26 protein-coding genes are annotated in these 26,659 nt (G+C 67.2%); 8 read left to right on the top strand and 18 right to left on the bottom strand.

Going from position 1 to position 26,659, the window contains the following annotated elements; all coding sequences use genetic code 11:
• Window positions 1–49: 49 nt before the first annotated feature.
• From MEU52_RS06730 to MEU52_RS06800, 15 genes are all read right to left on the bottom strand, one after another.
• Window positions 50–1,009: a LysR family transcriptional regulator gene (locus MEU52_RS06730; protein WP_238120723.1), complete on the bottom strand. Its 960-nt coding sequence runs from the start codon at window positions 1,007–1,009 to the stop codon at window positions 50–52.
• Window positions 1,010–1,073: 64 nt separating this feature from the next.
• Window positions 1,074–1,637 carry a nuclear transport factor 2 family protein gene (locus tag MEU52_RS06735; RefSeq protein WP_238120722.1) on the bottom strand — a complete coding sequence of 188 codons (564 nt, stop codon included), beginning with the start codon at window positions 1,635–1,637 and terminating at the stop codon, window positions 1,074–1,076.
• Between the two features lie 41 nt (window positions 1,638–1,678).
• Window positions 1,679–2,482, bottom strand: a complete 804-nt coding sequence (locus MEU52_RS06740; protein ID WP_238120721.1) for an ABC transporter permease — start codon at window positions 2,480–2,482, stop codon at window positions 1,679–1,681.
• Entirely contained in the window at window positions 2,479–3,276 is a 798-nt protein-coding gene (locus tag MEU52_RS06745; RefSeq protein WP_238120720.1) for an ABC transporter ATP-binding protein, read from the bottom strand. The genes MEU52_RS06740 and MEU52_RS06745 overlap by 4 nt, the downstream gene beginning before the upstream one ends.
• 3 nt (window positions 3,277–3,279) lie before the next feature.
• Window positions 3,280–4,224 (bottom strand): ABC transporter substrate-binding protein, encoded by a 945-nt coding sequence (locus MEU52_RS06750; protein ID WP_238120719.1) that lies wholly within the window; start codon window positions 4,222–4,224, stop codon window positions 3,280–3,282.
• A 76-nt stretch (window positions 4,225–4,300) separates the two neighbouring features.
• A complete protein-coding gene (locus tag MEU52_RS06755) occupies window positions 4,301–4,816 on the bottom strand; it encodes a V4R domain-containing protein (RefSeq protein WP_238120718.1) in 516 nt (171 codons plus the stop codon).
• A 9-nt stretch (window positions 4,817–4,825) separates the two neighbouring features.
• Window positions 4,826–5,980 (bottom strand): acyl-CoA dehydrogenase family protein, encoded by a 1,155-nt coding sequence (locus tag MEU52_RS06760; RefSeq protein ID WP_238120717.1) that lies wholly within the window; start codon window positions 5,978–5,980, stop codon window positions 4,826–4,828.
• A gap of 245 nt (window positions 5,981–6,225) precedes the next feature.
• A complete protein-coding gene (locus MEU52_RS06765) occupies window positions 6,226–7,230 on the bottom strand; it encodes a PDR/VanB family oxidoreductase (RefSeq protein WP_238120716.1) in 1,005 nt (334 codons plus the stop codon).
• A gap of 58 nt (window positions 7,231–7,288) precedes the next feature.
• The gene (locus MEU52_RS06770) at window positions 7,289–7,792 is read right to left on the bottom strand and encodes an aromatic-ring-hydroxylating dioxygenase subunit beta (RefSeq protein WP_238120715.1); all 504 of its coding nucleotides are present in this window, start codon (window positions 7,790–7,792) and stop codon (window positions 7,289–7,291) included.
• Window positions 7,789–9,024, bottom strand: coding sequence for an aromatic ring-hydroxylating oxygenase subunit alpha (locus MEU52_RS06775; RefSeq protein WP_238120714.1), 1,236 nt, complete (start codon window positions 9,022–9,024; stop codon window positions 7,789–7,791). The genes MEU52_RS06770 and MEU52_RS06775 overlap by 4 nt, the downstream gene beginning before the upstream one ends.
• Before the next feature lie 36 nt (window positions 9,025–9,060).
• Window positions 9,061–10,275, bottom strand: coding sequence for an amidase (locus tag MEU52_RS06780; RefSeq protein WP_238120713.1), 1,215 nt, complete (start codon window positions 10,273–10,275; stop codon window positions 9,061–9,063).
• Window positions 10,276–10,305: 30 nt separating this feature from the next.
• Entirely contained in the window at window positions 10,306–10,803 is a 498-nt protein-coding gene (locus MEU52_RS06785; RefSeq protein ID WP_337927099.1) for a flavin reductase, read from the bottom strand.
• Window positions 10,804–10,816: 13 nt separating this feature from the next.
• Entirely contained in the window at window positions 10,817–11,557 is a 741-nt protein-coding gene (locus tag MEU52_RS06790) for an SDR family NAD(P)-dependent oxidoreductase (protein WP_238120712.1), read from the bottom strand.
• 225 nt (window positions 11,558–11,782) lie between these two features.
• A complete protein-coding gene (locus MEU52_RS06795; protein ID WP_238120711.1) occupies window positions 11,783–12,142 on the bottom strand; it encodes a hypothetical protein in 360 nt (119 codons plus the stop codon).
• 21 nt (window positions 12,143–12,163) lie between these two features.
• On the bottom strand, window positions 12,164–13,324 hold the full coding sequence (locus MEU52_RS06800) for an acyl-CoA dehydrogenase family protein (protein WP_238120710.1): 1,161 nt from the start codon (window positions 13,322–13,324) through the stop codon (window positions 12,164–12,166).
• 858 nt (window positions 13,325–14,182) lie between these two features.
• Between MEU52_RS06800 and MEU52_RS06805 the strand changes: the two genes are divergently transcribed.
• The 8 genes from MEU52_RS06805 (at window position 14,183) to MEU52_RS06840 (ending at window position 22,632) form a co-directional block, all read left to right on the top strand.
• Window positions 14,183–15,310 carry an ABC transporter substrate-binding protein gene (locus MEU52_RS06805; protein ID WP_238120709.1) on the top strand — a complete coding sequence of 376 codons (1,128 nt, stop codon included), beginning with the start codon at window positions 14,183–14,185 and terminating at the stop codon, window positions 15,308–15,310.
• Between the two features lie 209 nt (window positions 15,311–15,519).
• Window positions 15,520–16,554 carry a branched-chain amino acid ABC transporter permease gene (locus MEU52_RS06810; RefSeq protein ID WP_238120708.1) on the top strand — a complete coding sequence of 345 codons (1,035 nt, stop codon included), beginning with the start codon at window positions 15,520–15,522 and terminating at the stop codon, window positions 16,552–16,554.
• The gene (locus MEU52_RS06815) at window positions 16,551–18,371 is read left to right on the top strand and encodes a branched-chain amino acid ABC transporter ATP-binding protein/permease (protein WP_238120707.1); all 1,821 of its coding nucleotides are present in this window, start codon (window positions 16,551–16,553) and stop codon (window positions 18,369–18,371) included. Before MEU52_RS06810 ends, MEU52_RS06815 begins: the two co-directional genes overlap by 4 nt.
• Window positions 18,368–19,132 carry an ABC transporter ATP-binding protein gene (locus tag MEU52_RS06820; protein ID WP_238120706.1) on the top strand — a complete coding sequence of 255 codons (765 nt, stop codon included), beginning with the start codon at window positions 18,368–18,370 and terminating at the stop codon, window positions 19,130–19,132. Before MEU52_RS06815 ends, MEU52_RS06820 begins: the two co-directional genes overlap by 4 nt.
• The gene (locus MEU52_RS06825; RefSeq protein ID WP_238120705.1) at window positions 19,129–20,142 is read left to right on the top strand and encodes a ketopantoate reductase family protein; all 1,014 of its coding nucleotides are present in this window, start codon (window positions 19,129–19,131) and stop codon (window positions 20,140–20,142) included. The genes MEU52_RS06820 and MEU52_RS06825 overlap by 4 nt, the downstream gene beginning before the upstream one ends.
• Window positions 20,143–20,231: 89 nt before the next feature.
• Entirely contained in the window at window positions 20,232–21,206 is a 975-nt protein-coding gene (locus MEU52_RS06830) for a TauD/TfdA family dioxygenase (RefSeq protein WP_238120704.1), read from the top strand.
• A gap of 41 nt (window positions 21,207–21,247) precedes the next feature.
• Complete coding sequence (locus MEU52_RS06835; RefSeq protein ID WP_238120703.1) at window positions 21,248–22,045, top strand: class II aldolase/adducin family protein; 798 nt, start codon at window positions 21,248–21,250, stop codon at window positions 22,043–22,045.
• 113 nt (window positions 22,046–22,158) lie between these two features.
• Complete coding sequence (locus tag MEU52_RS06840; RefSeq protein ID WP_238120702.1) at window positions 22,159–22,632, top strand: MarR family winged helix-turn-helix transcriptional regulator; 474 nt, start codon at window positions 22,159–22,161, stop codon at window positions 22,630–22,632.
• Here the strand turns inward: MEU52_RS06840 and MEU52_RS06845 are convergent.
• The 3 genes from MEU52_RS06845 to MEU52_RS06855 all read right to left on the bottom strand — a co-directional run bounded on the left by MEU52_RS06845 (window position 22,608) and on the right by MEU52_RS06855 (window position 26,436).
• The gene (locus MEU52_RS06845; RefSeq protein ID WP_238120701.1) at window positions 22,608–24,065 is read right to left on the bottom strand and encodes an FAD-binding oxidoreductase; all 1,458 of its coding nucleotides are present in this window, start codon (window positions 24,063–24,065) and stop codon (window positions 22,608–22,610) included. The two genes, MEU52_RS06840 and MEU52_RS06845, sit on opposite strands and share 25 nt — an antisense overlap.
• Window positions 24,062–25,354 (bottom strand): alpha-hydroxy acid oxidase, encoded by a 1,293-nt coding sequence (locus MEU52_RS06850; RefSeq protein WP_238120700.1) that lies wholly within the window; start codon window positions 25,352–25,354, stop codon window positions 24,062–24,064. The genes MEU52_RS06845 and MEU52_RS06850 overlap by 4 nt, the downstream gene beginning before the upstream one ends.
• Window positions 25,355–25,449: 95 nt before the next feature.
• On the bottom strand, window positions 25,450–26,436 hold the full coding sequence (locus MEU52_RS06855) for a LysR family transcriptional regulator (protein ID WP_238120699.1): 987 nt from the start codon (window positions 26,434–26,436) through the stop codon (window positions 25,450–25,452).
• Window positions 26,437–26,659 lie beyond the last annotated feature (223 nt).

The raw sequence follows: 26,659 nt of genomic DNA on the forward strand, positions 1-26,659 counted from the left end.
GCGCTTCGACCCGCCCACGCGCGCCGCCTGACCCGCCGCGCCGGAGGGTTCAGCGGGCACCACGGGCGGGGATGATCTGCAGCTCCTGCCGCATGCGATCGGCGGAAATGCCGAAGATGCGGGTCATCAGATCCCGCATCCAGATCAGCCCGGGGTCGTTCTGAAAATTCAGGTGCAGGTGAACTTGCACCTCGATACTGGGCACCTCGAAGGGCAGTTCCAGCAGGCTGAATTCGCCGCACCGGGCGACGCGGGACGACGCCGAAAAGGGGAAGATCGCCGCCAGATGGGTCTGGCGCACCAGCTCCGGCACCACCATGAAATGCTCGATCCGGGTGGTCGCGGTCCAACGCACGCCGATCTCGCTGATGAGATCGCGCACCCGCTTGTAACCGGTGGCATGCACTGACACATCCACGAAATTCAGCCGCGCGAAAGCATCGAGATCAAGCGGCTGGCCGGCCAGGGGATGGGAACGGCTCACCAGGCAGAGGAAGTTGTCTTCCAGCAGAAAGCTCGATGCGATGTCGGCATCCCGCAAGGTCGGCAGATAGCCCAGGGCGAGGTCCACCTGCCCGGTGCGCAGGGCGGCCGCCACGGTGCCCGCATCCAACTGCGCCGAGCGCACCCGCACCGAAGGCGCAGCGGTCTCCAGCGCGGCCAGAAGCTGCGGCAGCAGATAGAATTCCGAAATGTCCGACATGGCGATGGTGAAGGTGCGTTCGGACAATTCCGGCACGAACGCATCATGGCTGAGGATGGTCTGCTGGATCACCCGCAGCGCCCGATTGAACGGTTCATGAAGCCGAAACGCCGCCTCGGTGGGCTCCATGCGTGGGCCCACCCGCACGAACAGCGGATCGGAAAACTGCTCACGCAGCCGTTTGAGCGAGTGGCTGACGGCCGGCTGGGTGAGCCCCAGCCGATCGGCCGCCGCCGTGACGCTGCGCAGGTCCCAGATGGCCAGGAACACCCGCACGAGGTTCAGGTCGAAGGTGTTCGCATTCATCTGGCTCATGGAGGAAGATAAGCCAATCCATGGGCTGCATTGCAAGCGCGAAGCGCGGCGAACCTCAAGGCTTCATCAGCACCGAAGCCGAGGGGAAATCGGACGCCCAGCCGGCCGGCAGCGGCGCCACGAACACGTTCTCCGTGCGGGTGCGGGTCACCTTCCAGGCGCCATCGGGCTCCTTGCGGAAGGCGTTGTTGAGCCGCGAGGAGCGCAGCAGCGCTTTGCCGTCCGAGAAGATCCAGGGCTGCATGTGCACCCACTGCCCGGTGGCCGTCTCCCCGGTCACATGGATCTGCTCGGAGGTGAGATAGTGGCAGTTCAGCAGCAGCGCCGGGTCCTTTTTCTGGCCCCAGAAGCCCTCGAAATGCCGGCGGATGGCCGCCGCGCCCTCAGCCCGGCCGAACTGCCCATTGTAGTATTCACCGACCCCTTCCCACACCGCGTCCTCGGTGTAGAGCGCCATAATGAGGTCGATGCGCGCGGCGTCGCTGGTCGCCCCATATTCGGGAAGGGGCGTGTCGCACAGGAACATGTAGCGCGCCTGCAGCCGGCGGATCTCCGCCTCGGCCTCCAGCACCGCGATGCGGTTGGCGAGATGCTCCACCTTCTTCTCAAGATCATCCATGTCGTGAACCCTGCTGTGCGGAAAGACGCGGTGCGCGCCGCTCACAGATAGCGGCGCAACAGGCTGTTGCTGGCCACCCGCAGCACCCGATCGAAGATGTAGCCGAGGATGCCGAGGGCGATGATGCCCACGAACACCCAATCGGTGCGGGCGAAATTGCGGGCGGTCCAGATCATCGCCCCGAGCCCGGTCTGGGCCGAGACGATCTCCGCCGACACCACGGTCAGGAACGAATTGCCCATGGCGATGCGCGCGCCGGTGACCATGAACGGCACCGTGGACGGCAGGATCACCGTGGTCAGCTCGCTGAACGCATTGGCGCCGAGACTGCGCGCCGCCTGCAGCCGCAACGGATTGACCGCCTTCACCCCGGCTATGGTGTTCAAGGTGACGATGAACACAGTGGTGTAGAAAATGAGGGCGATCTTCGTGACCTCGCCCGGCCCCAGCCAGATCACCGCCAGGGTGACGAAGGCGATGGGCGGGATGAAGCGGAAGAACTCGATATAGGGATCCACCATCAGGCGGATCACCGGAAAGCGCCCCATGAAGACGCCGAGCGGCACCCCCACCGCCACGCCCACCGCCCAGCCGGCAGCGATCCGCCAGGCGGACGCGCCGACGGATTCCAACAGCGAGCCATCGGCCAGCATCTCCAGCGCCGTGTGCCACACCGTCAGCGGCGAGGGCAGGAACAAAGGCGAGGTGTAAAGCGAGGCCACATGCCAAAGGACGAGGCCGCCGAGAACCGACAGCGGCCCCACGCACACCTTGGTGGCCATGCCGCTGAGGCGCAACTTGCCCCACGGCAGGCGCAGGCCCGGGCTCTGGGTGGTATCGGTCATGCTTCGACCTGCTCCCGGTTCAGCCCCTGCTGACGCAGGGCTTGCTTCACTTCCGCACCGATGTCGTCCCTGAGCTTGCGGAACAGGGCGAGGCATTCGGCGCTGCCCTGGTCCCGCGGGTGGGGCAGATCGATGCGCTCCACGGTCTTGATGGAGGCGCGCGGCCCGGCGGTCATCACCACCACCCGGTCCGCCAGCAGCAGGGCCTCCCAGATGTCGTGGGTGACGAACACGATGGTGCAGCCGGTGTCGCGCCAGATGCGGTCGAGCTCCACCTGCAGCACCTCGCGGGTCTGCGCGTCGAGCGCGCCGAACGGCTCGTCCATGAGCACCACATGGGGCTCATTGATGAGCACCCGGGCGATCTGCGCGCGCTGGCGCATGCCGCCCGAAAGCTGGGCCGGGAACTTGTCGGCGGCGTGGACGAGACCGACCAGCCCCAGAAAATGGTCGGCCTTCTCCCGCCGCACCGCCGTGGGTACACCCTTGAGGCGCAGCCCGTATTCCACATTCTCCCGGATGGTGAGCCAGGGGAACAGCACCTCCGAGGACTGGAACACCACGCCGCGATCGAGCCCCGGCCCCGCCACCGGGCGCCCGTTGACGGCGATGCGGCCATTCACCGGCAGAAAGCCGGCGATGGCGTTGAGCAGCGTGGACTTGCCACAGCCGCTGGGCCCGAGCAGGCAGACGAACTCGCCCGGGCGGATCTCGAGAGTGACGTTCGAGACGATGTGCGCATCGCCGAACGAGATCCCCACATGATCCAAGGTGATGGAGGCGCCGCGCGTCATGGCTCAGCCCTTGTAGAAGCCGGCCTGGAGCGCCTCACGATACGGCACCAGCCCCTTGGTCACATTGTGGTCGGCCAGGAATTTGGCGATGCCGTCATAGCTCTTGAAATCCGCCTCGGTGAAATCGCGCACGATGGGCGTCATGTCCTTGAAGGCCTTCAGGCTGGTGGCGACGGGAATGCGCGTGACCGCCTTCACCGCGGCCGCCGCCCGCTCGGGATCGGCCCGGGCGATGTCGGAGGCCTTGGCGAGCGCCTTGAGCACCTTCTGCAAGCTCTCCGGATCGCTCTTCAGGATCGCCGCGCTGGCGGTGAGCCAGATGGTGTCCACATAGCCCACGTCCTTGCTGGTGAGCGCGACCTTGCCGCCATTGGCGACAGCGTTCGCCGGCCAGGGCTCCCAGGCGAAAAAAGCGTCGATGTCGCCACGGGCGAGCAGCGCCGGCAGCTCAGGCGGGCCCGAGGGCACCATCTTCACGGATGCCGGATCGAGCCCCTCGGCGGCCAGCGTCAAGCCGGCGCAATATTCGGAGATGGAGCCGGGCACGATGCCGAAGCGCTTGATATCCTTGGGGCTTGCCACCTTGGGCCCGAGCACCAGCTTCACATAACGGCCGGACTGGTAGACCACCGCCAGCGGGCGCAGTTCAGCCCGGCCAAGGCGGACCATATTGGTGGGTTCGGCGGCCGCCGCCACATCCACCTGCTGGGCGACCAGCGCGTTCATGGCCTCGCCGCCATCGGCATAGAGCTGCAGCACCGCATCCACGCCCTCGGCGGCGAACAGCTTCTCATGGGCGGCGAGATAGAAGGCGACGAACACCGGATCGGAGCCGACGCCGATGCGGATCGGCCCTGCCGCCCGCGCCGCCGTGCCCATCAGCCCGGCGGCGGCGACCCCGGCGGAGGCCAGAAGAAGCCCGCGACGAGAAAGATGAAAGGTCTTCATGTGTCTTGTCCCGCTGGAAGGTTGTTGAATTTATTGACATTGGGGCGTGGCGAAGCTGGCGCCGAACCCGGAACAACTAACGCGTGATGACAAAGCGGCAGGCGCCGCCGCCATGGACGGCGGCACACCGGATCTCGTGTGCCACGGCGCCCTCGCCAACGACCAGCGGGGCGATGGCGGTGAGCATGCCGGCGATGGGCGCGCAGCACGGCGCGTCCACCGGCCCGGATGCGGCAAGCCCTTCGGCGAAGGGGGAATTTTCCACCTGCACCTCGACCGCACCGCCGGGCTGCGGCGTGAAGCGCCAGCGGCCCCAGCCGAGCGCCGCCGAGGTCGTGACGATGGTGTCCATCATCACCTCGGGATCATCCGCTCCGGCGGCCCAATAGGCGGCCACGGAGCGACCGCCGAACGCGGTCACCGAGGCACCGAGCGCCTCAAGCGCCACCGGGCGCAGGGCCGGACCGAGGCGCGCGAACAGGCCCATCAGAACATCCGGCCGCATCATCAGGTAGCGGATCGTCCCATCCCGGAGGGCGCCGTGGGCGACATCATGAGTCAGCCTGCCGTGAAAGGTCTGTGCGAGATCCATGGGGCGGCCTCACGGATAGCCGGCCGGGGCCGGCAGACCGGCCAGCACGGTGCCGGCGCTCTCCAGCGTGGCGTCGTTCAGCGCGGCATGCTGGGTCACCACCAGGCAGTCGCGCAGGATGCGCTGCATGCGATGCGTGCTGCCGATGCCGGCCATGCCGACGATGCGGAAGCATTGCAGAATGCTATCGGCGGCGGCGCGCGAGGCGTGGCTGGCGCTGAGGCGGAGCAGATTATTCAGCTCCAAGGAAATCTCATCGCCGCGCTGGAGCACGTCCCACGCCTCTTCGGCGGTTTCGTAATAGAAGGCCCGCGCCGCCCGCAGCCGCGCCTCCGCTTCGGCAAGACCGGTGCGGAAATAGGCCCGGTTGGCCAGCACCGGCGCCCCGGGCATCAACTTTGCGGCGCCGGACATCTCCACCGCGAGATCAAGCGCCCCCCGGGCGAGCCCGAGATTGACCGCCGCATGGACCTCGGCCTGAAAGGCCAACGGCGGGTAGCGGAAGATGGTGTCGTCATAGATGCCTGGCGCGCCGCGATCGCAGGTCCAGATATCGGCGTAGAATTTGTTCTCCACCCGCGTGTCGTGGCTGCCGGTGCCCTGCATGCCCATGACGTCCCAGGTCTCGATGATCTCGACCTCAGTGGCGGGGCTCACCGCCATCTTGACCACCGACCCGCCCGCACCGTCATCGGCGAGCAGGCCGACGCCGATCCAGTCGGCGCCCATGCAGCCGGACGCGAACTTCCACTGCCCGCTGACCCGCCACCCACCGGGCGCGCGGGTGGCGCGCTGCGCCGGATAGAGGCCGCCGGCATAGACCTGGTCCGGACCCGAGGCATAGATCTCCGCCTGCGCCTCTTCGGGCAATGCCGCGACATAGGTGTTGGCCGAACCGAAAGCCGCCACCCAGGCGGCAGAACCATCCACCGCGCCGATGGCTTCCACCATGGGCAGGAAATGGTGGGGGGCGAGGTCGTCGCCGCCGAACTTGGCCGGAGTGGAAGAGCGGAAGATGCGCGCCGCCTTCATCAGCGCGATGACGTCGCGGGGCACATGCCGCAGCCGCTGGAACTCCTCGCGGCGGGCGCGGACCGCATCCAGCAGCCGCAGGAAGTCCGGCGTCTGGGTAAGCCGCGCCGCATCGAGGGGGGGAACAGGCACGCTTCCCTGTGGGCCGGCCGACTTCAGAGCCAATTGAGTCATCCGAACTTCACTCCGCTTTTGATCAGGATCAAAGCAGACGCGACATCAATTCGTCCAATGTATTGTTCTAATTATAACTATAAATTTCGCGCATACGCATAATTAAAGAGCAGAATAGGCTCAAATAAAATGCACCATCCGCCATCCGAGGCTTCCGGCGGCGGAAGGTGCCTATTTTGCTGTCGCACGCACCGCGACGCCGATCAGATGTCCAGCACCAGCTTGGCGCCGCGCGCGCGCGAGCAGCAGATCAGCATCTGGTCGCCCGCCTCGCGCTCCTCGTCGGTGAGGAACTTGTCGCGATGGTCCGGAACACCCTCCAGCACATCCACAAGACAGGTGCCACACACCCCGGATTCACAGGACAGATTGACGGCGACGCCAGCGGCCTTGAGGGCGGCGGCGATGGAGACGCCCTCGGCCACATGGACGCGCACGCCCGACCGCGCCGCCTCCACCTCGAAGCCGGCGCCACTCTCATCCACCTCGGCGTTGAAATATTCGCGGTGGATCCGCTCCGCCCCATAGCCCAGGCTCAAAGCGGAGGAGATCACGAAGTCCATGAAGCCGGACGGACCACAGGTGTAGAGGTGCGCTCCGTCCGAGGCCGACGGCAGATCCCGCTCGGGCACCAGGGGCCCTTCATCGTCGAAGTGCAGCACAATCTTGTCACGGAACGCCAGGCCCTCGATCTCGTCGAGAAAGGCGGTGCGCGCCCGCGTGCGGGTGCAGTAATGCAGGGTGAAGTGGCGGCCCTGCCCATGTAGCGCATGGGCCATGGCCAGCAGCGGCGTCACGCCGATGCCGCCCCCCACCAGCACCGTCTCGGGCGCCTGCGCATCGAGGCCGAACAGGTTGCGCGGCGTGCCGACCGTCAGCCGCGTGCCCACCTGCGCCAGCCGGTGCAGGGCGCGGGAGCCGCCGCGCGATTGGGGATCATCGAGGATGCCCAGCCGGTAGCGGCTGCGGTCCGCAGGATCGCCACACAGGGAATACTGGCGCACCAGGTGCACCTCCCCATCATCCACATGGACATCCACGTGCACATCCACATGGGCGCCCGCCTCGAACGGCGGCAGATCGGCGCCATCGGGGGCCACGAGGTCGAGGCGCATGATGTCGCCGCGGTCGTCCACGCGGCGGTCCACCACGAGGGTCATGAGATCCGCCGGCGGCGCGGCGGTGGAGGCCAGGGGCTGATCGGTCATCGGGGCATTCTGCATGGTGGGAATGAAGGCCCCGGCGGCGCGCGCCGAGGCCGCGGCGTCACAGCAGGTAGCTGAGGCTGCCGAGGGCATCTCCGGCATTGATCAGCCGCACCACCTTTTCATCGAGCTTGAGCACGCCGTTCTCGCGCACCAGCCGATAGCTGACGTCGGCGGCATAGAGGCGCTGGCGCTCGAACTTGTATTCCACCAGGTGCTGGGCGCAGCGCACGACGCAGAAGTCGGCGCCGCTCTCCATCACCCGGAAGCGGCTCAGCGTGCGCACGGAGCGCGCAGCCGGCGTGGAGGAGATGGCGTGCCCCCCCACCAGACGATCCACCCGCATGCGACGCATGGCGGCGTCGTCATAGGCGTAGTTGAGCTGCGCCTCGAAATCCGGCGTCTCGCGATCCACCGGGATCACATAGTGGCCACCGGCGGTCCAGAGGGCGAGCCAGGCCTCATAGTCCCGGCAATCCAGGAGATCAGCCTCGAGCCAGATGGCCTCCATCGCCTCGTCCAGGGCGATGACGCTGTTCGTGAGGGGGGCGGTCATCGCGCTCATGCCGACATCATCCTCTTCCACATCTGATAGGCGGCGCGCATACCGGTCTCGGCGCTCACGTCCCCCTTCGGCAGCCCGCTTTCGGCGGGGGTCTCCTGGCCCAAGCCGCGGTTGACCATGAGCGGAAGGTCCGGCCCGCCCTGCACGCCCCGCTGCACCCGTTCCCAGGCTTCCGCATCGTCGGGGCTGCCGAAGCCCATGGGGCCCTGAAAATGCTCGTGCAGACGCAGCCGCGCGCGGTTGCCCGCCTCCGGCCCGCCATCCATGCCGATGGCGATGTGCCGGACCTCGGTCTCATTCACCGAGATGGGCCGCAGAATGCGGAAGAAGGCCATCGAGCAGGCGGCATTGGGGAACAGGTTCACGTTGAAGCCGGAGCCGCCCACCGCACGCACGATGCGTCGCACCTCCTGCGGGGTGTGGGTCTTGGCGAGCTCGGTGGCGAGCGGCGCGAAGCGATCGGGGATCGGCGCATCGAGATTGGCCTCGAGGTCGATCAGCTCGGGGATCATGACCATCACCGAATGGCCATTGCCCAGATCCTCCACGAAACCCGCACCACCGAGGAAGGTGAAGGTTTCTTCCGCCTGCTTGTCGAGGGACTCGATGAAGGGGCGATGGACGATGGGGAAATGGTAGGCGTCGGTGGTGTTCTCCAGCTGGATCTTCCAATTGCCGGGGAAGCGGAAGCGATGCTCGCCATTGGTCTTCACCGGATAGCCCGCGCCCTGCTTCATGAACAGGTCGATCCAGGGCTTGGCATGGCCGAGATAATCGGAGAGCGATTCCATCTCATCGTTGAAGGTCGCGAACACCAGGCCCTGGTATTCTTCGACCCGCAGCGACTTGAGGCCCAGACCCTTCTTGTCGAAATCCGCGTTGTAGCCTTCCGGATAGGGCACGCCGCGCAGCATGCCATCCTGGCCATAGCTCCAGCCGTGATAGGGGCAGACCAGGCTCGGGGCGTTGCCCTTGCGATGCTCGCACACGGTGGCACCGCGATGGCGGCAGCGGTTCACCAGCACATGAAGCTGGCCCTTGCGGTCACGGGTGACCACCACCGGCTGCAGCCCCACATAGGAGGTGACGAAATCGCCGGGATTGGGCACCTCGCTGGTGTGGGCCACCCAGACCCAGGTGCGGGAGAAGATCTGCTCCATCTCGGCGGCGAAGATGGCGGGATCCGTATACATGGCCGTTTCGACCCGATCCGGCAGAACGAGATCGGACATGGGGCGGCCTGAGGCGAGCCTCGGCGCGGTCATTGGTCAATCCTCCTTCAGGTATGTCTGGGTCCGCAGGCCGGGGCCCGGAATGCGGTCTGAGGGCAGATGGGCGGCGAGCCATTCGGCGATGGCGCACAGCCGCGCGTCGTCGCCCTTGCGCCCCACCAGCTGGATGCCGGCGGGCAGGCCCTCGGCGGTCAGCACCGGCACGGTGAGCGCCGGATGGCCGGTGAGATTGAAGGCGCGGACAAAGCGTGTGATGGCGATGGCCCCCCGCGCATCCCCCGCATCCACGAGGCGCGGGGGCACGTCGGGCATGGTGGGCAACACCAGCGCATCCACGCCCGCCAGCGCCGCATCCACCGCATCGGAGACCTGTGCGCGCACGACATTGGCGGCCGCGACCATTTCAGCCGTGGTCTCGCCCGCGGCGATGATGCGCTGGCGCACGTCCGGCCCCATGGCCTCGGACTGGGTCAACGGCCCGAAGGCGGCCCAGTTCTCGGCATTGATGATGGTGAGCCCCGCGTCATAGGCGGCATCGAGGCCCACCACGGCGGCGGAAACCTGTTCAACCCCGGCATCGGCAAGCGCCGCCTCCACCGCCCGCGCAACGGAGGGCGACGCTTCAACCTCAAGCACACCGAAACGGGGCGCGTGATCGAGCGTCAGGGGCGTGAAGGTCGGATCGATGAACGCCATGGCGCGGGTCAGCGTCGGCGCATCGGCGGCGAAGGGGCCTACGCAATCCAGAGAAGAGCGCTCCGGCGCCACGCCCGCCCGGCTCACCCGGCCGAAGGTCGGCTTCAGGCCGAACACGCCGCAGCAGCAGGCCGGAATGCGCACCGAACCGCCGGTGTCGGTACCCAAAGCGAAGTCGGCGAGCCCCGCCGCTACCGATGCTGCCGATCCCGAGGAGGAACCGCCCGGCACCCGATCCGGGAACAGCGGGTTGAGCGCAGTTCCGGTGTGGGGATTGACCCCCGTCACGCCAAAGGCGAGCTCGTGCAGATTGGCCTTGCCGATGATGTGGCAGCCAGCCGCGAGCACCCGTTCCACCACCGCGGCGTTCACCGCCGCCGCTGGCGCATCCGCAAACACCGGGCTGCCGGCGCGGGTGGGCCAGCCGGCGATGTCGATAGTGTCCTTGACCGCCACCCGCAGGCCATCCCCGCCGAGATCGAGGGGCATGACCAGGATGTGATCGGCCACCGCATCGGCAAGGGAGATCGGCGGCGTGGAAACAGAAATGCGCATCGGATCGCTCATGGTCGGGTGGGCGCGGGCTCAGGCCGGCACGGCGGTTGGAAGGGCGTGATAGCGGCGGTCGAAATAGATCAGCCCGCCACTCGGGCCACCGAGCCGCACGGCCTTCACCTCGGCGAAGAACACCGTGTGGCTGCCCACCTCGTGCATGTCGGCGATGGCGCAATCGAAGGCCGCGACGGCACCGGCCAGCACCGGGCTGTCGGTGGCCAGCGTCTCCCACGCCCCTCGGGCGTAGCGCGCCTCCATATCCAGCGCGCGATCGGCAAAGGCGGCGGACAGGTCCTGCTGCTGCGCACCCAGGACGTTGACGCACAACACCTTGTTCTCACGGAAGAAACGATGCGAGAACGACGACCGGTTCTGGCACACGAGCAAGGTGGGCGGCTGGTCGGTCACGCTCGACACGGCGGTGGCGGTGAAGCCGGCCCGCCCCGCCGCGCCATCGGTGGTGATGACGCTCACGGCGCTGCCGAGAAGCGCCATGCCGTCGCGAAAGTGCTGAATTTCGATCATCATCGCCCTCCGCCACTCAGCGCATGAAAATGCCGCCGTTGATGTCCCAGGCCGCGCCGGTGACAAACGAGGCTTCCGGCGCCGCCAGCTTCACCACGATGTCGGCCACATAAACGGGATCGCCGAGCCGCTTCACGGGAATGGTGTCGACGATCCTGGCGAGCCGCTCCGCCGGCACCGCGGCGTGCACCGAGGGCAGATCCATGGGGCCCGGCGCCACCGCATTCACCGTGACGTTGGACGCCCCAAGCTCGCGGGCGAAGATCTTGGTGAGGGTCAGGATGCCGGACTTCGAGGAAGCATAATGCGCGCCCGAAGCGGTGCCGCCGTTCTGTCCGGCGAGGGAGGCGAGATTGACGATGCGGCCATAGCCGCAGCTGGCGAAATAGGCCCCGAACACCTGGCAGCCCAGAAACGCGCCGCGCAGATTGACAGTGATGACCTGATCGAATTCTTCCGGCGTGATTTGCATCACCGGTGTCGTGGGGGTGATGGCGGCATTGTTCACCGCCACCTGCAGCCCGCCCCACTTGGCCCGCACCGCTGCGAGCGCCGCCTCGAAATCGGCCTTGCGCGTCACGTCCAGGGCAAGGGCCACGGCGGTTTCGCCCGTGGGGTCGAGCTCCGCCGCCACCGTGCCTACCGCATCGGCCATGCGGTCGGTGACCGCCACCGCGTAACCGGCGGCATGCAGCCGGCCGGCGATCACCCGACCAAGCCCCTGTGCCGCTCCGGTCACAAGCGCAACCTGCTTCATCGTGCACCCCTGAGGAAGATGAGAACTGCTCATGGCCGCCCGGCCCCGCTTGATCGGGCCGGGCTTTGACGCCGCGCGGACACCGCGCCGCCCCCTTTGGCGTTCTGCTTTTGATGGAGATCAAAGCAGAGCCGCTTTTAATTCGTCCAATTTATTTTTGTAATTATCACTATGAATTCTACGCATTCACATGCGCGCACTGCACCCTTGGCGACCACTGTGCCGTCAGGCCGGAACCACCAGTTCGCGCCCGATGCGGGCCTGAATCCGGCAGTATTTCCAGAGCTTGTAGGTGCCATCGCCCACCGGCGTGGTGCGCACCAGATTGCAGGCCGCAACCACCGCCTCATAATCCGGCATGTCGGCCATCAGATAAGTGGTCCATGGCCAGGATTCGGAGGGGCCGACCATGGTCTGATCATCGTCCAGATTGCCGATGATGGTCGCTCCGGGGATGCCGGCGATGCCGTTCCACATCTCGCTGAAGGCACGCCATACGTCCTTGGCCTCAGCCGTATCGGCATTGAAGAAATTCTGGCCAATCCCGAAGCAGAACAGGGTCCGCAGGGGCTTCTTCTCGCTCATCACAGTCTCCGTGGGCTGAATTCAAAGGTAGCCGGGGGTCGGGGCGTGGCCGAACAGCATAGCGCCCGCGTTCTGGTAAGTGATCTCGCCCATGAAGGCGTGCTGGGTGACCATCTGCGCATCGCGCACCTGCATGGCAATTGGGCTCGCCTCGTAGACGCCCGTCATGCCCGCCACCATCTGCGCCCGGCGCGTCACCTCCGCCGCCACACGGGTAGCGTGGGTGGAGGACAGGCGCAGCATGCTGATGGCGTCGTCGGAAGCGCTCTCGGCGTGGTCGAGCGCCTCCCAGGCGATGGCGATGGCCTCATAGAACCAGGCACGCGCGGCGCGCAGCTCAGCCTCCGCCTTGGCCATCTCCAACTGCACATAGACCCGGTCACCCAGGGTCGGCGCTCCGGTCACAGAGGCGCGCCCCCTGGCGAGGTTCACCACCTCATCCAGCGCCGCCCGCGCCACGCCGAGCCCCACCACGGAAAGCACCTGCGCGGCAAATGCCAGCGCCGGGTAGCGATAGAGCTTCTCGTCGAGGGATGACTTGCCGCCGCGCACGAAAGTCCACTCCTCCGGCACCACCACATCCTCGACAATGAGATCGTGGCTGCCTGTGCCGGCGAGGCCCGCCACCTCCCAATTGGGCTCGATGCGGGCTTTGGCCCGGTCCATCACCGCCATGCGCGGCAGTTCCTGGGTGTCGCCGGAGCTGGGCAGGATGCCCACCCCCACCACATCGGCTCCCATGCAGCCGCTGGCAAAGCTCCAGCGCCCCGAAACCTTGAGCCCGCCCGGCACCCGCTGCGCCGGACGCGGCGGGAAGATGCCGCCGGCGAACACCAGATCCACCGAGCGGGCGTAGAGCGCCTTCAAGGTCTCCAGCGGCAAGGCTGAAAGATAGACGCCGCCGATGCCGAAGCTTGCCACCCAACCGGCGGAGCCATCCGCATGGGCGATGCTCTCGATGAGCTGGCAGAATTGCGCCGGCGAAAGCTCCGAACCACCGAAGCGGCGCGCCACCAGGGCGCGATAGATGCCGCGCTGGCGAAAGCCTTCGACAACGTCCTGCGAAATGAATTTCTGGCGCTCGAATTCTTTGCGCCGGCCGCGGATCTGCGCGAGGAACTCCGGCCACGCGGGCGCACCGGCATCCTGCATCCTCTGCTCTGGAAGGACGATCTTGCTCATTCTACTGAAAACCCCACCTCTCGCCCGATCCCGGCAAGACCATGACGCGCATGGGCTTTGCCAGCCGGGCGGACAGGCCTCGTGAAGTGAGCTGACGGCAGGGCGCAGCCACGCGAGCGCAACGGCGTGCGCACCACGTGTGGAGAGCCATTCGGCAGTTCGTCTTCGGGATGTCCTGACGTCCGGGAGGAAGCGCGTTGCCCCGCGCCACCCGGCCGCCTCGGGTTCAAAACTATGCGGAAAAAACTTCCATAGTCAAATGATTACGGAAGTTCTTTCTGGCGGCATTTGCACCAATTTTCGGCAGGAATTGATCCACATCAACCCCCACCAGCGACCGGGCGCGCCACGCGAAATATCAGAAAAATTATTACAATACAATTTGTTATGAATTCTCTCTTCTACCCAGACAGATCTCCGGCGTGGCTCCGCCGGCGGCAGGAAGCAGGCAGAGCGCTGAAATTGTCGGCGTCGAACAGCTATAAAATGCGCACCCACATTGTGGCGTAACCGTTGCCGCCCGCAGTCGAATAGGCATTAATAAAAGTCCACACGGTTCCGGGAGAGGGATGTCGGGTCGGCGTCCCTCGCAGCGTTCCGCCACACCCGACCATCGGCCTCCCGGCCCGCTGGCAGGGTCCGGCAGCGCCGCCTCCCGGGCCGGGAGCAGAGTGACTTTTCTCAACGTTTCCAGGGGTATCGGCTCAAGCGTCGCGGGGTGCGAACACCGGTGGATCGTGTCGCAGGTAGGCCCGTCAACGGACCCGCCGCCGACACCCTCCCCACCGCGCCTGTCGTGACGTCCCTCGCCGGCCCAGTATTTGGTCAAGGAGAATCAAGGTGTCTGCGAAGCGGTTGATGCTTTCGGTCGTATTCGGCATGGCTTGCCTCACCTCAGCGCAGGCTCAGGTGAAGGTGGGCGTGGTGACGTCTTCCACCGGACCGGTGGCCCTGGTGGGCATTCCCCAGAAGAATACGGTGGCCTTGCTGCCCACTACGGCCGGCGGCCAGACCATCGAATACATCTCCCTGGATGACGGCAGTGACCCGAGCGCCGCCGTGTCAGCTTTCCGCAAGCTCATCAGCGAGGACAAGGTCGACGCCATTATTGGCCCCTCCGGCACCGCCTCGGCGGTGGCGGCCCTCGGCTTTGCCGCCGAGGCCGGCGTGCCCATGCTGGCTCCGGTGGGGAGCACCGCGGTCATCCTGCCCATGGATGACAAGAAGAAATGGGTGTTCAAGACCACCCAGAACGACGAGATCGTCTCGGCAGCCCTCGTCAGGCAGATGGTGAAGGACGGAGTGAAGACCGTCGGCTTCGTGGGCCCCACCGATCCGTTCGGCGACAACTGGCTGAAGGTGTCTTCCGCCGACGCGCAGAAGTCCGGCATCAAGATTGTCGCCACCGAACGGTTCCAGCGCCAGGACACGTCCTTCACCGCCCAGGGCCTGAAGATCCTCTCCAGCCGGCCGGACGCGGTTCTGATCGCCGCGCCCGGCTCGTCTTCGGTGATGCCGCAGACCACGCTCTATGATCTCGGCTATCGCGGGAAATACTACCAGACCCACGGCGCCGCCCTTGCCGATTACCTGCGCCTCGGCGGCAAGAAGGTGGAAGGCACCACGGTCGCGGGTTCGATCATGTTGGTGATGGATCAGGCCTCTGACTCCAATCCGTCCAAGAAAGTGGCGGCCGAATACATGGGCGCCTATGAGAAGAAGTACGGCTCCAAACCCGCCACCTTCGGGGCCAACGTCTATGACGCAGGCCTGTTGCTGGAGCAGGTGATCCCGGTGGCCCTGAAGGCCGGCGCCCCCGGCACCCCGGCCTTCCGCGCCGCCTTGCGCGACGCGCTGGAGCAGGTGAAGAACCTGCCGGGCGCCCAGGGCATCTACAATCTCTCGCCCACCGACCACAGCGGCTTTGACGAGCGCGGCATCGAACTGCTCACCGTCAAGAACGGCCAGTGGGCCCCGCTGAACTGACGCGATTGATCTCGCGACTTGCGGGAGGCTGCCCGTGGGCGGCCTCCTCCTGACCGACACAGCAAGGTGCAGGGCCGGATCAAGTCATGGGCGCGGCAGCCCCGGCCGATCGGCCACAGGAGCAGGGACATGATGGATTTCGAGCGGGCCGGCCCCGCCACGGGCGTGCCATGCCCGGATGCGGCCGGATGCAGGGAGGCCCGCGCGGCATGAACGCTCAGATAGCTCTTCTCCTGGGCCAGGACGGCGTCATCAACGGCGCCATCTATGCGCTGCTGGCTTTGTCCATCCTGCTCGTCTTCTCGGTGACGCGGGTGCTGCTGATCCCGCTCGGCGAGTTCGTGTCCTTCGCCGCCCTTACCATGGCGGCGATGCAGGCCGGCAAGCCGGCGCTGCTGGGTTTTCTGCTGGTGGCGCTGAGCCTTGCCGGCCTCGTCATGGACCTCATCGACGCGACCCGCGGCGGCGCACGGCGACTCCGCATCGGCATGCTGGCGATGCCGGCCTATGTGGGTGTGGTGACGGCACTCAGCCTCGCGCTGCCGCTGAAGGACCTGGGCATGGCGCTTCAGGCGCTGATGACCATCGCCTTGGTGCTGCCCCTCGGCCCCCTCCTCTATCGCGTGCTGTTCCAGCCCATTGCCGGCGCGAGCGCTTTGGTGCTGCTCATCGTCGCCATCGCCGCCCACGTGGCGCTGGTGAGCGTCGGGCTGCTGATCTTCGGTCCCGAAGGCGCCCGCACCGAGCCGTTCTCCGACAGCGTCTTCATGCTCGGCGAGGCGGTCATCCAGAGCCAGACCCTGTGGGTCATCGGCCTGTCGCTCCTGCTCATCGTTCTGCTCTATCTGTTCTTCGAGCGGAACCTCTACGGCAAGGCGCTGCGGGCCACCGCGGTGGACCGCCTCGGCGCCCAGCTCATGGGCATTTCGCCGGAACTCGCGGGCAAGGTGAGCTTCGGCCTCGCCGCCTTCATTTCCGGCCTGTCCGGCGTGCTCATCGCCCCCATCACCACCATCTATTTCGACTCCGGCTTCGTCATCAGCCTCAAGGGATTCGTGGGCGCCATCATCGGCGGCCTCGCCAGCTATCCGGTGGCGGCCCTGGGCGCGGTCGCCCTCGGCCTGGTGGAAGCCTTCTCCACCTTCTACGCCAGCAGCTACAAGGAGGTGATCGTCTTCACCCTGCTGTTGCCCGTGCTGCTGTGGCGCTCGCTGGCCCAGAAGGGCGTGGAGGACGAGAAATGAGCCCGCTCTTCCGCTCCCGCCTTTTGTGGGTCCTCATCGCTGCCGTCGTGGTCATTGCCGCAGCGCCGCAGCTCTTGCCACCCTATCAGGTGGTGGTGCTCAACACGGTGGGCATCTTCGCGCTGGTCACCCTCGGCATCGTGCTGCTCACCGGTGTCGGCGGCATGACCAGCTTCGGCCAGGCCGCCTTCGTTGGCATCAGCGCCTATGCCACGGCTTATCTCGCCACCACGGCGGAGTTGCCCGCCGCGCTCGCCTGGCTCGGCGGCAACCCCTGGGGCGGTCTTCTCGCCGGCGTGGTGCTGACACTGATCGTGGCCACCGTGCTGGGTGGTGTCACCTTGAAGCTGTCCGGCCATTATCTGCCGCTCGGCACCATCGCCTGGGGCATTTCCCTTTATTATCTGTTCGGCACTCTCGATCTCCTCGGCGGGTTCACCGGCATCACCGGCATTCCCCCGCTGCATCTGTTCGGCATCGCCTTCGACAGCAGCCCTGCTCTGTTCGTGCTGATCTGGGGCATCGTGCTGCTCGGTGTGGTGGCCACCTTGAACCTGCTCGATTCCCGCCAGGGCCGGGCCATCCGCGCCCTCAACGGCGGCCAGCTCATGGCCGAATCCATGGGCGTGAACACCTTCCGCACCAAGATGGTGGCCTTCCTGGTGGCCGCCACCCTCGCGGCCCTCGCCGGCTGGCTCTATGCCTATACCCAGCGGTTCGTGGCGCCGACGCCGTTCAGCCTGCAGGCGGGCATCGAATACATGTTCATGGCGCTCATCGGCGGCGCCAGCCTCGTGTGGGGCGCCATCATCGGCGCCGGTGCCGTGGTCTATCTGAAGGAAGCACTGCAGGACGTGCTGCCCCACCTGTTGGGCAAGGGCGGCAATTACGAGGCCATGGTGTTCGGCCTGCTGGTCATCGTGCTGATGCAGAAGATGCCCCTGGGCATCGCCGGCGCCCTGGCCCGCCGCGTCACCGCCCTGCGCCCGCACCGGGGCGCCGCGACCACGCAGATCGCACAAGCCGCGCCGCTGGCCCGGCGCCCAGCGCCCGCCCCCGCCGAATCCATCCTGGAGGCCCGCGGCGTGACGCGGCGATTCGGCGGGCTGGTGGCCAACCACGATCTCTCCTTCTCGGTGAAGGCGGGGGAGATCCTGGCGGTGATCGGCCCCAATGGTGCCGGCAAGAGCACGCTGTTCAACCAGCTCTCCTGCGTCGACACGCCGACCTCCGGCGAAATCTTCTTCCGCGGCCACAAGATCAACGGTCGCAGCGCCCGCGACATGGCCGGCGCAGGCCTTGCCCGCACCTTCCAGCATGTGAAGCTGCTGCCCACCATGAGCGTGCTGGAAAATGTGGCCATCGGCGCCCATCTGCGCGGCCGCAAGGGCGTGTTCTCCTCCATCCTCCGGCTCGACCGGAGCGAGGAGGCGCAACTGCTCAAGGAGGCCGAGCAGCAGTTGATCCGGGTGGGCCTCGGCGCCCATCTCAATGCCGAGGCGGGCAGCCTCGCCCTCGGCCAGCAGCGGATCCTGGAGATTGCCCGCGCCCTGTGCGCCGACCCCTGCCTGCTGCTGCTGGACGAGCCCGCCGCCGGGCTGCGGCTGAAGGAGAAGGAAGGCCTCTCCCAATTGCTGTCGAAGCTGCGCGGCCAAGGCATCGCCGTAGTGCTGGTGGAGCACGACATGGACTTCGTGATGGGCCTCGCAGACCGGGTGATGGTGATGGATTTCGGCGAGAAGATCGCCGAGGGCCTGCCCGATGAGGTCCAGGCCAATCCGGTGGTGCTGGAAGCCTATCTGGGAGGCGCCGAATGACGACGATCGCTAGCGGCGCACCCCTGCTGCAGGTGGATGCCCTCAACGTGGCCTACGGCAAGATCGAGGCGGTCACCGGCGTCAATCTCAAGGTGGGCGAAGGGCAGATCGTCACCGTCATCGGGCCGAACGGCGCCGGCAAGACCACCCTGCTCTCCGCCATCATGGGCCTCTTGCCGGCCACCGGCGCCATCGGCTTCGCCGGCGCCGCGCTCAACGGCACCCCGATCAAGGATCGCATCGGCCAGGGGCTCGCTCTGGTGCCGGAAACCCGCGCCCTGTTCTCCTCCATGAGCGTGGAGAACAACCTGGAACTCGGCGCCTTCCGCTTCCACCACCGCCCGGCGCGGGAGCGCCAGGCCACCATGGCGGAGATGTACACCCTGTTCCCGCGGCTGAAGGAGCGGCGCACCCAGCGCGCCAGCACCCTCTCCGGCGGCGAGCGGCAGATGCTGGCCCTGGCGCGGGCGCTGATGGGCAAGCCGCGCCTGCTCATGCTGGATGAGCCGAGCCTGGGCCTCGCCCCGCTGATCGTGCGCGAGGTGTTCCGCATCATCTCCGCCCTGCGCGACAGCGGCGTCTCCATCCTGCTGGTGGAGCAGAACGCCCGCGCCGCCCTGAAGGTGGCGGATTATGCCTATGTGCTGGAGCTGGGGCGGGTGGCCGCGGAAGGCCCGGCGGCGGAACTCGCCACCGATCCGCGCGTGATCGCCGCCTATCTCGGCATGAACAGCAAGCATCAGGAGCGGCTCGCCCAATGAGCACGCCCGCCGCTCTGCAGGCAGCCCCCGCGCGGATCTGCGTTGCCGGGGCGGGCGCCATCGGCATCGTCATCGCCGCGCGGCTGGCGCTGGCCGGTCACGATGTCACCGTGCTCGCCCGCGGCGGCACGCTGGCGGCCATCCGCGCCCACGGGCTGGAACTGACCGATCGCACCGGCGTCCACCGGGTGGCCGTGCGGGCCGTGGACCATCTGACCGGGCCGCAGGTCGGCCCGCAGGATGTGGTCTTCCTCTCCTCCAAGGCGCAGGATCTCGCGCCTCTTGCCACCCTCGTGCAGCCCGCCATCGGCCGCGACACGCTGATCGTGCCCACGGTGAACGGCATTCCCTGGTGGTATTTCGAGGGGCACGGCGGGCCCGATGACGGCCGCGCGGTGGAAGCGGTGGACCCCGGCGGCGCGCTCAAGCGCCTGTTGCCGGCGGCGCAATTGGTGGGCGCCGTCACCTACATCACCTCGGAGCGCACCGCGCCCCATGCGGCGCGCACCCATAATCCCCTGCGCATGGTGGTGGGCACCGTCACCCCCGCCGCCCACACGGGCACGGCGCGGATCGCCGCTGTGCTGGAGGCTGCCGGCATCACCACCGAACGAACCGACGACATCCGCGCTGCGGTCTGGGCCAAGGCCATCAACAATTTGTGCACCAATCCCCTGTCGGTGGTGACCGGCGCGACGCTGCGCGAAATCTTCGGCGATCCGACGCTCGCTGGCGTCGCCCAGGCGACAGCGGATGAGGCGCGGGCGGTGGCCGCCGCCTATGGCGCCACAGTGACCCTCGATCCCGGCGAGATCGTCAAGCTCGGCGACGTGCGCACCTCCATGCTGCAGGATTATGAGAGCGGCCGGCCGCTGGAGCTGGCCGCCATCGGCGATGCGGTGCTGGAGCTGGCCCGCCACAAGGGGCTCTGCATGGTGCGCACCGGCGACATCCTCGCCCTCGCCCGTTTCAAGATGCGCAAGGCCCGTGCGGCGCCCCCTCCGAAATAAGCCGACCCCTCTTCCCACGTGGTGCAGCGGCCCCCGGAGATGGGGTTCCGGCACCACCGCTGGCCAACCATGAACAGGAGTATCCTTGGATGAGCGTGCTGCTGAATCGTCCGATCGAAGGCGCCGTCGCCTGGAAGGGCCCCGAACTGATCGACGACATGTCCTGGCGCTACGACCTGAGCGCCGCCGACATCGCTGCGCTGGAAGGAGGCCTGCGCGAGGTCAAGGCGCGCGGGCGCGCCTTCCCGAACTTCACCGCCGAGGACTTTCCTCTGGCCGACGACTTCAAGACCCGGCTGGCGGCCATTTCCGACGAATTGGAGAACGGCAAGGGCTTCTTCCTGCTGCGCGGCCTGCCGGTGGCGCGCTACACCGACGAGGAGCTGAGCATCCTCTTCTATGGCATCGGCCTGCACATGGGCCTGCCGGTGAGCCAGAACCGCAAGGGCGACATGCTGGGCGTGGTGCAGAATGTCGGCGACCTCTCCGACAAGAACACCCGCGTTTACGAGACCAGCCGCTACCTGCCCTACCACACCGACCTGTCGGACATGGTGGGCCTTCTCTCCGTGCGGCGGGCAAAGCAGGGCGGCCTCTCCAGCCTGGTCAGCGCCGCCACCGTGTTCAACGAGATCCTCGCCACCTACCCCCAATATATGGGGCTCTATTATCGGCCCATGCATTGTTCGCACCTGGGCGAAGACGTGCCGGGGATGACCCCCATCTTCAGCTTCTTCAACAACAAGCTGAGCTGCCGCTACCTGCGCCAATATCTGGAGTTGGGCCACGATCTGCGCGGCGTGCCGCTGTCGCAGGTGGAGAAGGAGGCGCTCGACATCTTCGACAGCGTCATCCAGGACCCGCGGCTGCGGCTCGACATGATGCTGGAGCCCGGCGACATCCAGTTCGCCAACAATTACGCGGTGATGCACTCACGCACGGAATTCGAGGATTTTCCGGAGCTGGAGCGTCGCCGCCGGCTGCTGCGGCTGTGGGTGAAGATGCCCAACGCCCGCGCCCTCGCCCCCGAATTTCCCGGCCGCAACGGCATCCAGGCGGCCTGACCGTCGCCCCCGCCCCGCGCCATCAGAGGAGCGCTTCGCTCATGACCATGCCCGCCGTTTCGAGCCCGCAACCGGCGTCCGCCGGCAGCCTCGTGCGCCCCGCCCATATCAGCGAAGCGGAATGGGCGCTGCGCTGTGACCTTGCCGCCTGCTACCACCTCATCGACTACATGGGCTGGACCGAAACCATCTTCAACCACATCTCCGCGCGCCTGCCGGGCCCGGCCCACCATTATCTGGTGAACCCGTTCGGCCTGCTCTACACGGAGGTGACGCCGGCCAACCTCCTGAAGGTGGACCTCGACGGCCACAAGCTGGAGCCGTCCAATTTCGACGCCAACCCGGCCGGCTTCGCTTTGCACAGCGCCATCCACGGGGCGCGGGGCGACATCCATTGCGTCATCCACACCCACACCACGCAGGTCTCGGCCATCGCCCAGAAGAAGGCCGGCTTCTCCCACAACGATTTCTATGGCGCGCAGCTGTTCGGCCGCGTCGGCTACCACGCGTTCGAGGGCATCACGCTATTCGCCGATGAGAAGGCGCGCATGCTGGAGAGCCTGGGCGAGCGGCACATCCTGGTGCTGCGCAACCACGGCATCGCGGTCGGCGAGCACTCCATCGCCGCCACCTTCTTCCTTCTGTGGACCGTGCAGCGGGCGGCGGAGATCCAGTGCCTGGCGGACTCCATGCGCGGCGAGGACACCGCGCTGCCCGACCCCATCCGCCAGAAATGCGCCGACCTCACCGCCATGCTGAACCGGGAAGACGGCTTCGCCGACAAATTCTTCGACGCCATGGTGCGCAAGATGCGCGCCGAGCGCGGCCCCTCCTGGTGACACACGGCCCACGGGCAGGCTTGACCGGCCACGCCCGTATGGCAGAAAGAGCGATCGGCCGGGCCCGCCCCGGCCGATGTCCGACCATCCTGTTCGAGGCCCAGGCACTTTCCATGGTCATTGCCAAGCAGATGCGCCGCTACATCCCCTCGAGCAGCGACTTCTATTATCAGGACTTCCCCTATTACTGGCTGGCGCGGGTCCAGGGCCTCTATCAGCAGCAGATGGAACGGGCTCTGAAGCGGGTGGGCACGGACATTCCCACCTGGCGTGTGCTGTTCATCCTCAAGGTGCACGGTAAATGCACTATGACGGAAGTGGCCACCCACGCGGTGCTGAAGCTGCCGACGCTCACCCGCATCATCCAGCGCATGAAGGCCGAGGGGCTGGTGGAAACCAATACCCATGCGGAGGATGGCCGGGTGACGGAAGTCAGCGTCACCGCCGCCGGACAGGCCCTGATCGGCCGCATCGAGGAGGCCACCGAGCGCCTGTTCGCCCGCAGTTTCCGCCAGCTCACCCCGGTGCAGATCTCCCGCCTCAACGCCACCCTGGCCCAGCTCTACGACAACCTTTCGGAAGAATAGGCCAGCACCTTGCCCGGGTTCATGAGCCCGAGAGGATCGAACGCCGCCTTCAGCGCCCGCATCATCTCCAGCTCCACCGGCGCCTTGTAATGCTCCGCCTCGCGCACCCGCAGCTGGCCGAGGCCGTGCTCGGCGCTGATGGAGCCGTCGAGCCGGGCCACCACATCATGGACGATGCGGTTGATATCCGGCGCCTTCCGGGCCCGTTCCTCAACCGACCAATGGGCCGGCATGATCGGATTGTAGTGCAGGTTGCCATCCCCCACATGGCCGAAGGTGAAGGGCACGATACCGGGGAAAGCGGCGGCCAAGGCTGCATCGGCGGCGGCGAGGAAATCGGGAATGGCCCGCACCGGCACGGAAATATCATGCTTCACCCCCGGGCCCGCGTGCTTCTGCGCCTCCGCCTGAGCCTCCCGCAGCGCCCACAAGCGTTGGCGCTGGGCGCCGGATGCCGCCACCACGCCATCTTCCACCAGCCCCGCGCCGAACGCCTGCTCCAGGAACGCCTCCATCGTGGCGCGCAGGCCTTCCCCGGTCTCCTGTCCGCTCGCCTCCACCAGCACGGACCAGGCATGCGCCGCGGCGAAAGGCGAGCTGAGCCCCGGCACGGCGGCGACGGCATGGACAAGGCTCGGCGCCCGCATCAGCTCGAAGGCCGTCAGCTGGTCGCCCATCAACCCCCGCGCCAGGGTCAGCAGCCGCACCGCATCCGCCACGTCGGCGAGCGCCAGCATGGCGGTCTCCACGGCACGGGGGCGTGGAAACAGGCGCAGGGTAGCGGCGGTGATGAAGCCCAGCGTGCCTTCAGAGCCGATGAAGACGTGCTTGAGATCATAACCCGCATTGTCCTTGCGCAGCCCGCGCAGGCCGTTCCAGATGCGGCCACCGGGCAGCACCACCTCCAACCCCAGGGTCAGGGCCCGCATGTTGCCGTAGCGCAGAACCTGGGTGCCGCCGGCATTGGTGGCGAGATTGCCGCCGATGCGGCAGGAGCCTTCCGACGCCAGCGAGAGGGGGAACAGCCGGTCGATGCGCTCGGCCGCCGCCTGCACCTCGGCCAGGGTCACCCCGGCCTCGACGGTGAGCGTGTCGTTCGCGCCATCCACCGCGCGCACCTGCCGCATGCGGTCGAGACTGACGATGACTGCCGTGCCCGATGCATCGGGCTGGGCACCACCGGCAAGGCCAGTATTCCCACCCTGGGGCACCATGGGCACCCGCGCCGCGCTGCACAGGCCGGCGATGGCCGACACCTCGGCGGTTGATGCGGGGCGCAGCACCAGCGGGGTCTCGCCCTGGAAAGTGCCGCCGAAACTGGTGCGGAAGGGGGCGGTGTCATCGGCGGCCTCCAGGAAGCCGGCCGGGCCCACCACAGCCTTCAGGCGATCGAGAATGCCATCGGCGCGCGTCATCAGGCTGGCGGCGGTCATCGGAGCGTCCCTCCTTCCGCGAAGACAACGGCCCCCGCATGTCGGCGCACCACCTGCGCCAAGGCGCCGAGATCGGCGGTGCCGAGCTGTCCCATGGCCACCTGCAATTCCTCGGTCAGAAGCTCGGCCACGTAATCGGCGCCCCCATCGCCGATGCCGGCGAGGCCGATGAGGAAAGCCCGGCCGCAGAAGGTGCCCGCAGCGCCCAGGGCCACCGCCCGCGCCACATCCAGCCCGGAGCGGATGCCGCTGTCGAACAGCACGGTGGCGCGGCCCGCCACCGCGGCGACGATGGCCGGCAGGACATCGATGGCCGCCGGCGCCGCATCCAGCTGCCGGCCGCCATGGTTCGAAACGAGGATGCCGTCGACGCCGATGGAGATCGCGCGCTCGGCATCGGCGGGATGCAGCACACCCTTGACCACGAGCGCGCGCGGCCAGGCGTCGCGCAGGCGCTTCACCGCCTCCCAGGAGAACGTGCCCTTGATCTCGCTCTGCACGAAGCCGGCGGTGCTCGCGAGGGTCGCCGGCGCCCCCACATAGGGCGTCATGTTGGCGAATTCGGGGGTTCCCGCCCGCGCCAGGGCGAGCGCCCAGGGCCAGGCGAGCGCCACGTCGCGGACCGTACGGAGCGAGGTGCGGAACGGCACCACGAGGCCATTGGCAAGATCCCGTGGGCGCTTCGAGCGCACCGGCGCATCCAGCGTCGCCACCAGTGCGCGGGCCCCGGCCGCCTCCGCCCGGCGCACCAGATCGAAGGTGACGCGATGATCCTGGTGCGGCAGGCCGTAGAGCTGGAACCAGGTGCTGTCACCGGCCAGCGCCGCCACCTCCTCGATGGAGGCGCCGGCGAGGGTGCCCACGATATAGGGAATGCGCGCGCGGGCGGCAGCTTTCGCGAACAGCCGGGTGGCGCCGGGCCACACCAGCCCATCCACCCCCACCGGCGAGATGCCGATGGGGGCGGCGTAGCGGGTGCCGAACAGCTCCACCTCGGTGCGCGCGGGCGCCGGAGCGCCATAGCGCGGCACAAGTTCCAGCGCGTCGAGCGCTACCCGATTGCGCCGCACGCCGAGATCCGTGCCGGTGCCCCCCTCCAGAAAATCGAAGGCAAAGCGGGGGATCCTCCGGCGCGCTGCACGCTCCAGATAATCGAGGGTCGGCATCTTCTGCTTGAGCCGGGCGGCGGCGCTGGTGCCGGAACCAGCCCCCCAGGCCTGCGCCGGTGGAGACCCGACAGCGGCCTGCGGATGCGCGGGCGAGCCCGCATCCAATGGCATGCGCGACATGGCGCGTTTCCTCATTTGTATTGTCGTTATTGCCCTTGGTACAGGCCTCGCGCTCATCAGCGCAAATAATTAGGCCTTATCGCCGCGATCAACTTTTATGATTTCGCAGTCTTTCCCCGCCGCCGCCGGCCGCCCGTCCCCGCGGCGGGCGCCTCCTCTCCCGCGGGGTGCACGAAGCGGGCGGCGGACGAGGCGGCGGCGACCAGATCCTGCCGGATCACCTCCACCACCGCATTGGCGGCGGCAGACACCGACCGGCGCGGATGATGCACCACGGCGATGGAGCGGGTGAGGCTCGGCACCGCGAAGTGATAGGCCCGCACCCGCCCCGCCGCCAGCGCCTGGTGCAAGGCGATGGTGGGCAGCACGGTGACAAGATCGGTGGTGGCCACCACCTCGCAGATGGCCGACAGGGTATCGATTTCGAGACGCGGATTGAGCTCAATGCCCGCTTCCGCCGCCTGTTCCTCGAGGATCATCCGCAGGCCATGCCGCTTGGAGGGCATCACCAAATCGAACCCCGCGAGATCGGCGAAAGTGAGACGGGCCGGCGCCGGATACGGCGCGCCCTGCCGGCAGGCGAACACCATCTCCTCATCGAGGATATGCTGGGCGTTGAGCCCGCGGCGCTGCTTCGGCGCGTTGATGATAGCAAGATCGAGCTGGCCGGTGGTCACCCAGTCCATCAGCGTCTGCGTGTAACCCTCACAGGCCGACAAGGCGACATCGGGATATTCTGCGGCGATGCGCGCGGAAGAGCTCGCCAGCGTGCTCTGCGCCACCGATGTGATGAGCCCGGCCACCACCCGCCCCGACACGCGCCCATCGAACCGCGCCATCTCCTGCCGGGCATGTTCCACATCGCGCACAATGGGTGTCAGCAGCCGCGCCAGCGCCTCCCCCGCCACCGTGGTGGCCACCCCATGAGCGGTGCGATCGAACAGCCGCTGGCCGAATTCCGCCTCCAGCTTGGCGATCTGCATGCTGAGCGCGGGTTGCACAATATTGAGCTGGCGCGCGGCACGGGTGACATTCCCCACCTCCGCGAGGCAGAGGAAATACTGCATCTGTTTCAGATCCATAGCGTTTTTCCTCCCGCCGCCCGGCAGGGAGCCGGCGGCGCCGCATAATCATTGTAATTGATAATGACGATAAACATTCATTATTTGAAGTGATTATCTTTGCTGTCTATGAATCGATCAACGGCATCATGCAGGTGCCGGCTCGCCGCAAGGCAACCCACGCCCGAGCTCCGGGCGGAGAGAGTTGTCCACGGCACGGGAGGAGACGGTGAGGAGTGACGGA

This window comes from Xanthobacter sp. NM-25 (assembly GCF_022138605.1).
In the GTDB taxonomy this organism is placed as follows: domain Bacteria; phylum Pseudomonadota; class Alphaproteobacteria; order Rhizobiales; family Xanthobacteraceae; genus Xanthobacter.

Excerpts from the sequence above, each read along its gene's own strand:
- MEU52_RS06805 (WP_238120709.1), top strand. The coding sequence starts at position 14,183 with ATGCTTTCGGTCGTATTCGGCATGGCTTGCCTCACCTCAGCGCAGGCT.
- MEU52_RS06770 (WP_238120715.1), bottom strand. The coding sequence starts at position 7,792 with ATGAGCGCGATGACCGCCCCCCTCACGAACAGCGTCATCGCCCTGGAC.
- MEU52_RS06780 (WP_238120713.1), bottom strand. The coding sequence starts at position 10,275 with ATGCGCATTTCTGTTTCCACGCCGCCGATCTCCCTTGCCGATGCGGTG.
- MEU52_RS06785 (WP_337927099.1), bottom strand. The coding sequence starts at position 10,803 with ATGATGATCGAAATTCAGCACTTTCGCGACGGCATGGCGCTTCTCGGC.
- MEU52_RS06755 (WP_238120718.1), bottom strand. The coding sequence starts at position 4,816 with ATGGATCTCGCACAGACCTTTCACGGCAGGCTGACTCATGATGTCGCC.
- MEU52_RS06845 (WP_238120701.1), bottom strand. The coding sequence starts at position 24,065 with ATGACCGCCGCCAGCCTGATGACGCGCGCCGATGGCATTCTCGATCGC.
- MEU52_RS06775 (WP_238120714.1), bottom strand. The coding sequence starts at position 9,024 with ATGTCCGATCTCGTTCTGCCGGATCGGGTCGAAACGGCCATGTATACG.
- MEU52_RS06830 (WP_238120704.1), top strand. The coding sequence starts at position 20,232 with ATGAGCGTGCTGCTGAATCGTCCGATCGAAGGCGCCGTCGCCTGGAAG.
- MEU52_RS06840 (WP_238120702.1), top strand. The coding sequence starts at position 22,159 with ATGGTCATTGCCAAGCAGATGCGCCGCTACATCCCCTCGAGCAGCGAC.
- MEU52_RS06825 (WP_238120705.1), top strand. The coding sequence starts at position 19,129 with ATGAGCACGCCCGCCGCTCTGCAGGCAGCCCCCGCGCGGATCTGCGTT.
- MEU52_RS06750 (WP_238120719.1), bottom strand. The coding sequence starts at position 4,224 with ATGAAGACCTTTCATCTTTCTCGTCGCGGGCTTCTTCTGGCCTCCGCC.
- MEU52_RS06790 (WP_238120712.1), bottom strand. The coding sequence starts at position 11,557 with ATGAAGCAGGTTGCGCTTGTGACCGGAGCGGCACAGGGGCTTGGTCGG.
- MEU52_RS06765 (WP_238120716.1), bottom strand. The coding sequence starts at position 7,230 with ATGACCGATCAGCCCCTGGCCTCCACCGCCGCGCCGCCGGCGGATCTC.
- MEU52_RS06810 (WP_238120708.1), top strand. The coding sequence starts at position 15,520 with ATGAACGCTCAGATAGCTCTTCTCCTGGGCCAGGACGGCGTCATCAAC.
- MEU52_RS06800 (WP_238120710.1), bottom strand. The coding sequence starts at position 13,324 with ATGAGCAAGATCGTCCTTCCAGAGCAGAGGATGCAGGATGCCGGTGCG.
- MEU52_RS06850 (WP_238120700.1), bottom strand. The coding sequence starts at position 25,354 with ATGTCGCGCATGCCATTGGATGCGGGCTCGCCCGCGCATCCGCAGGCC.
- MEU52_RS06735 (WP_238120722.1), bottom strand. The coding sequence starts at position 1,637 with ATGGATGATCTTGAGAAGAAGGTGGAGCATCTCGCCAACCGCATCGCG.
- MEU52_RS06815 (WP_238120707.1), top strand. The coding sequence starts at position 16,551 with ATGAGCCCGCTCTTCCGCTCCCGCCTTTTGTGGGTCCTCATCGCTGCC.
- MEU52_RS06745 (WP_238120720.1), bottom strand. The coding sequence starts at position 3,276 with ATGACGCGCGGCGCCTCCATCACCTTGGATCATGTGGGGATCTCGTTC.
- MEU52_RS06835 (WP_238120703.1), top strand. The coding sequence starts at position 21,248 with ATGACCATGCCCGCCGTTTCGAGCCCGCAACCGGCGTCCGCCGGCAGC.
- MEU52_RS06820 (WP_238120706.1), top strand. The coding sequence starts at position 18,368 with ATGACGACGATCGCTAGCGGCGCACCCCTGCTGCAGGTGGATGCCCTC.
- MEU52_RS06855 (WP_238120699.1), bottom strand. The coding sequence starts at position 26,436 with ATGGATCTGAAACAGATGCAGTATTTCCTCTGCCTCGCGGAGGTGGGG.
- MEU52_RS06795 (WP_238120711.1), bottom strand. The coding sequence starts at position 12,142 with ATGAGCGAGAAGAAGCCCCTGCGGACCCTGTTCTGCTTCGGGATTGGC.
- MEU52_RS06730 (WP_238120723.1), bottom strand. The coding sequence starts at position 1,009 with ATGAATGCGAACACCTTCGACCTGAACCTCGTGCGGGTGTTCCTGGCC.
- MEU52_RS06740 (WP_238120721.1), bottom strand. The coding sequence starts at position 2,482 with ATGACCGATACCACCCAGAGCCCGGGCCTGCGCCTGCCGTGGGGCAAG.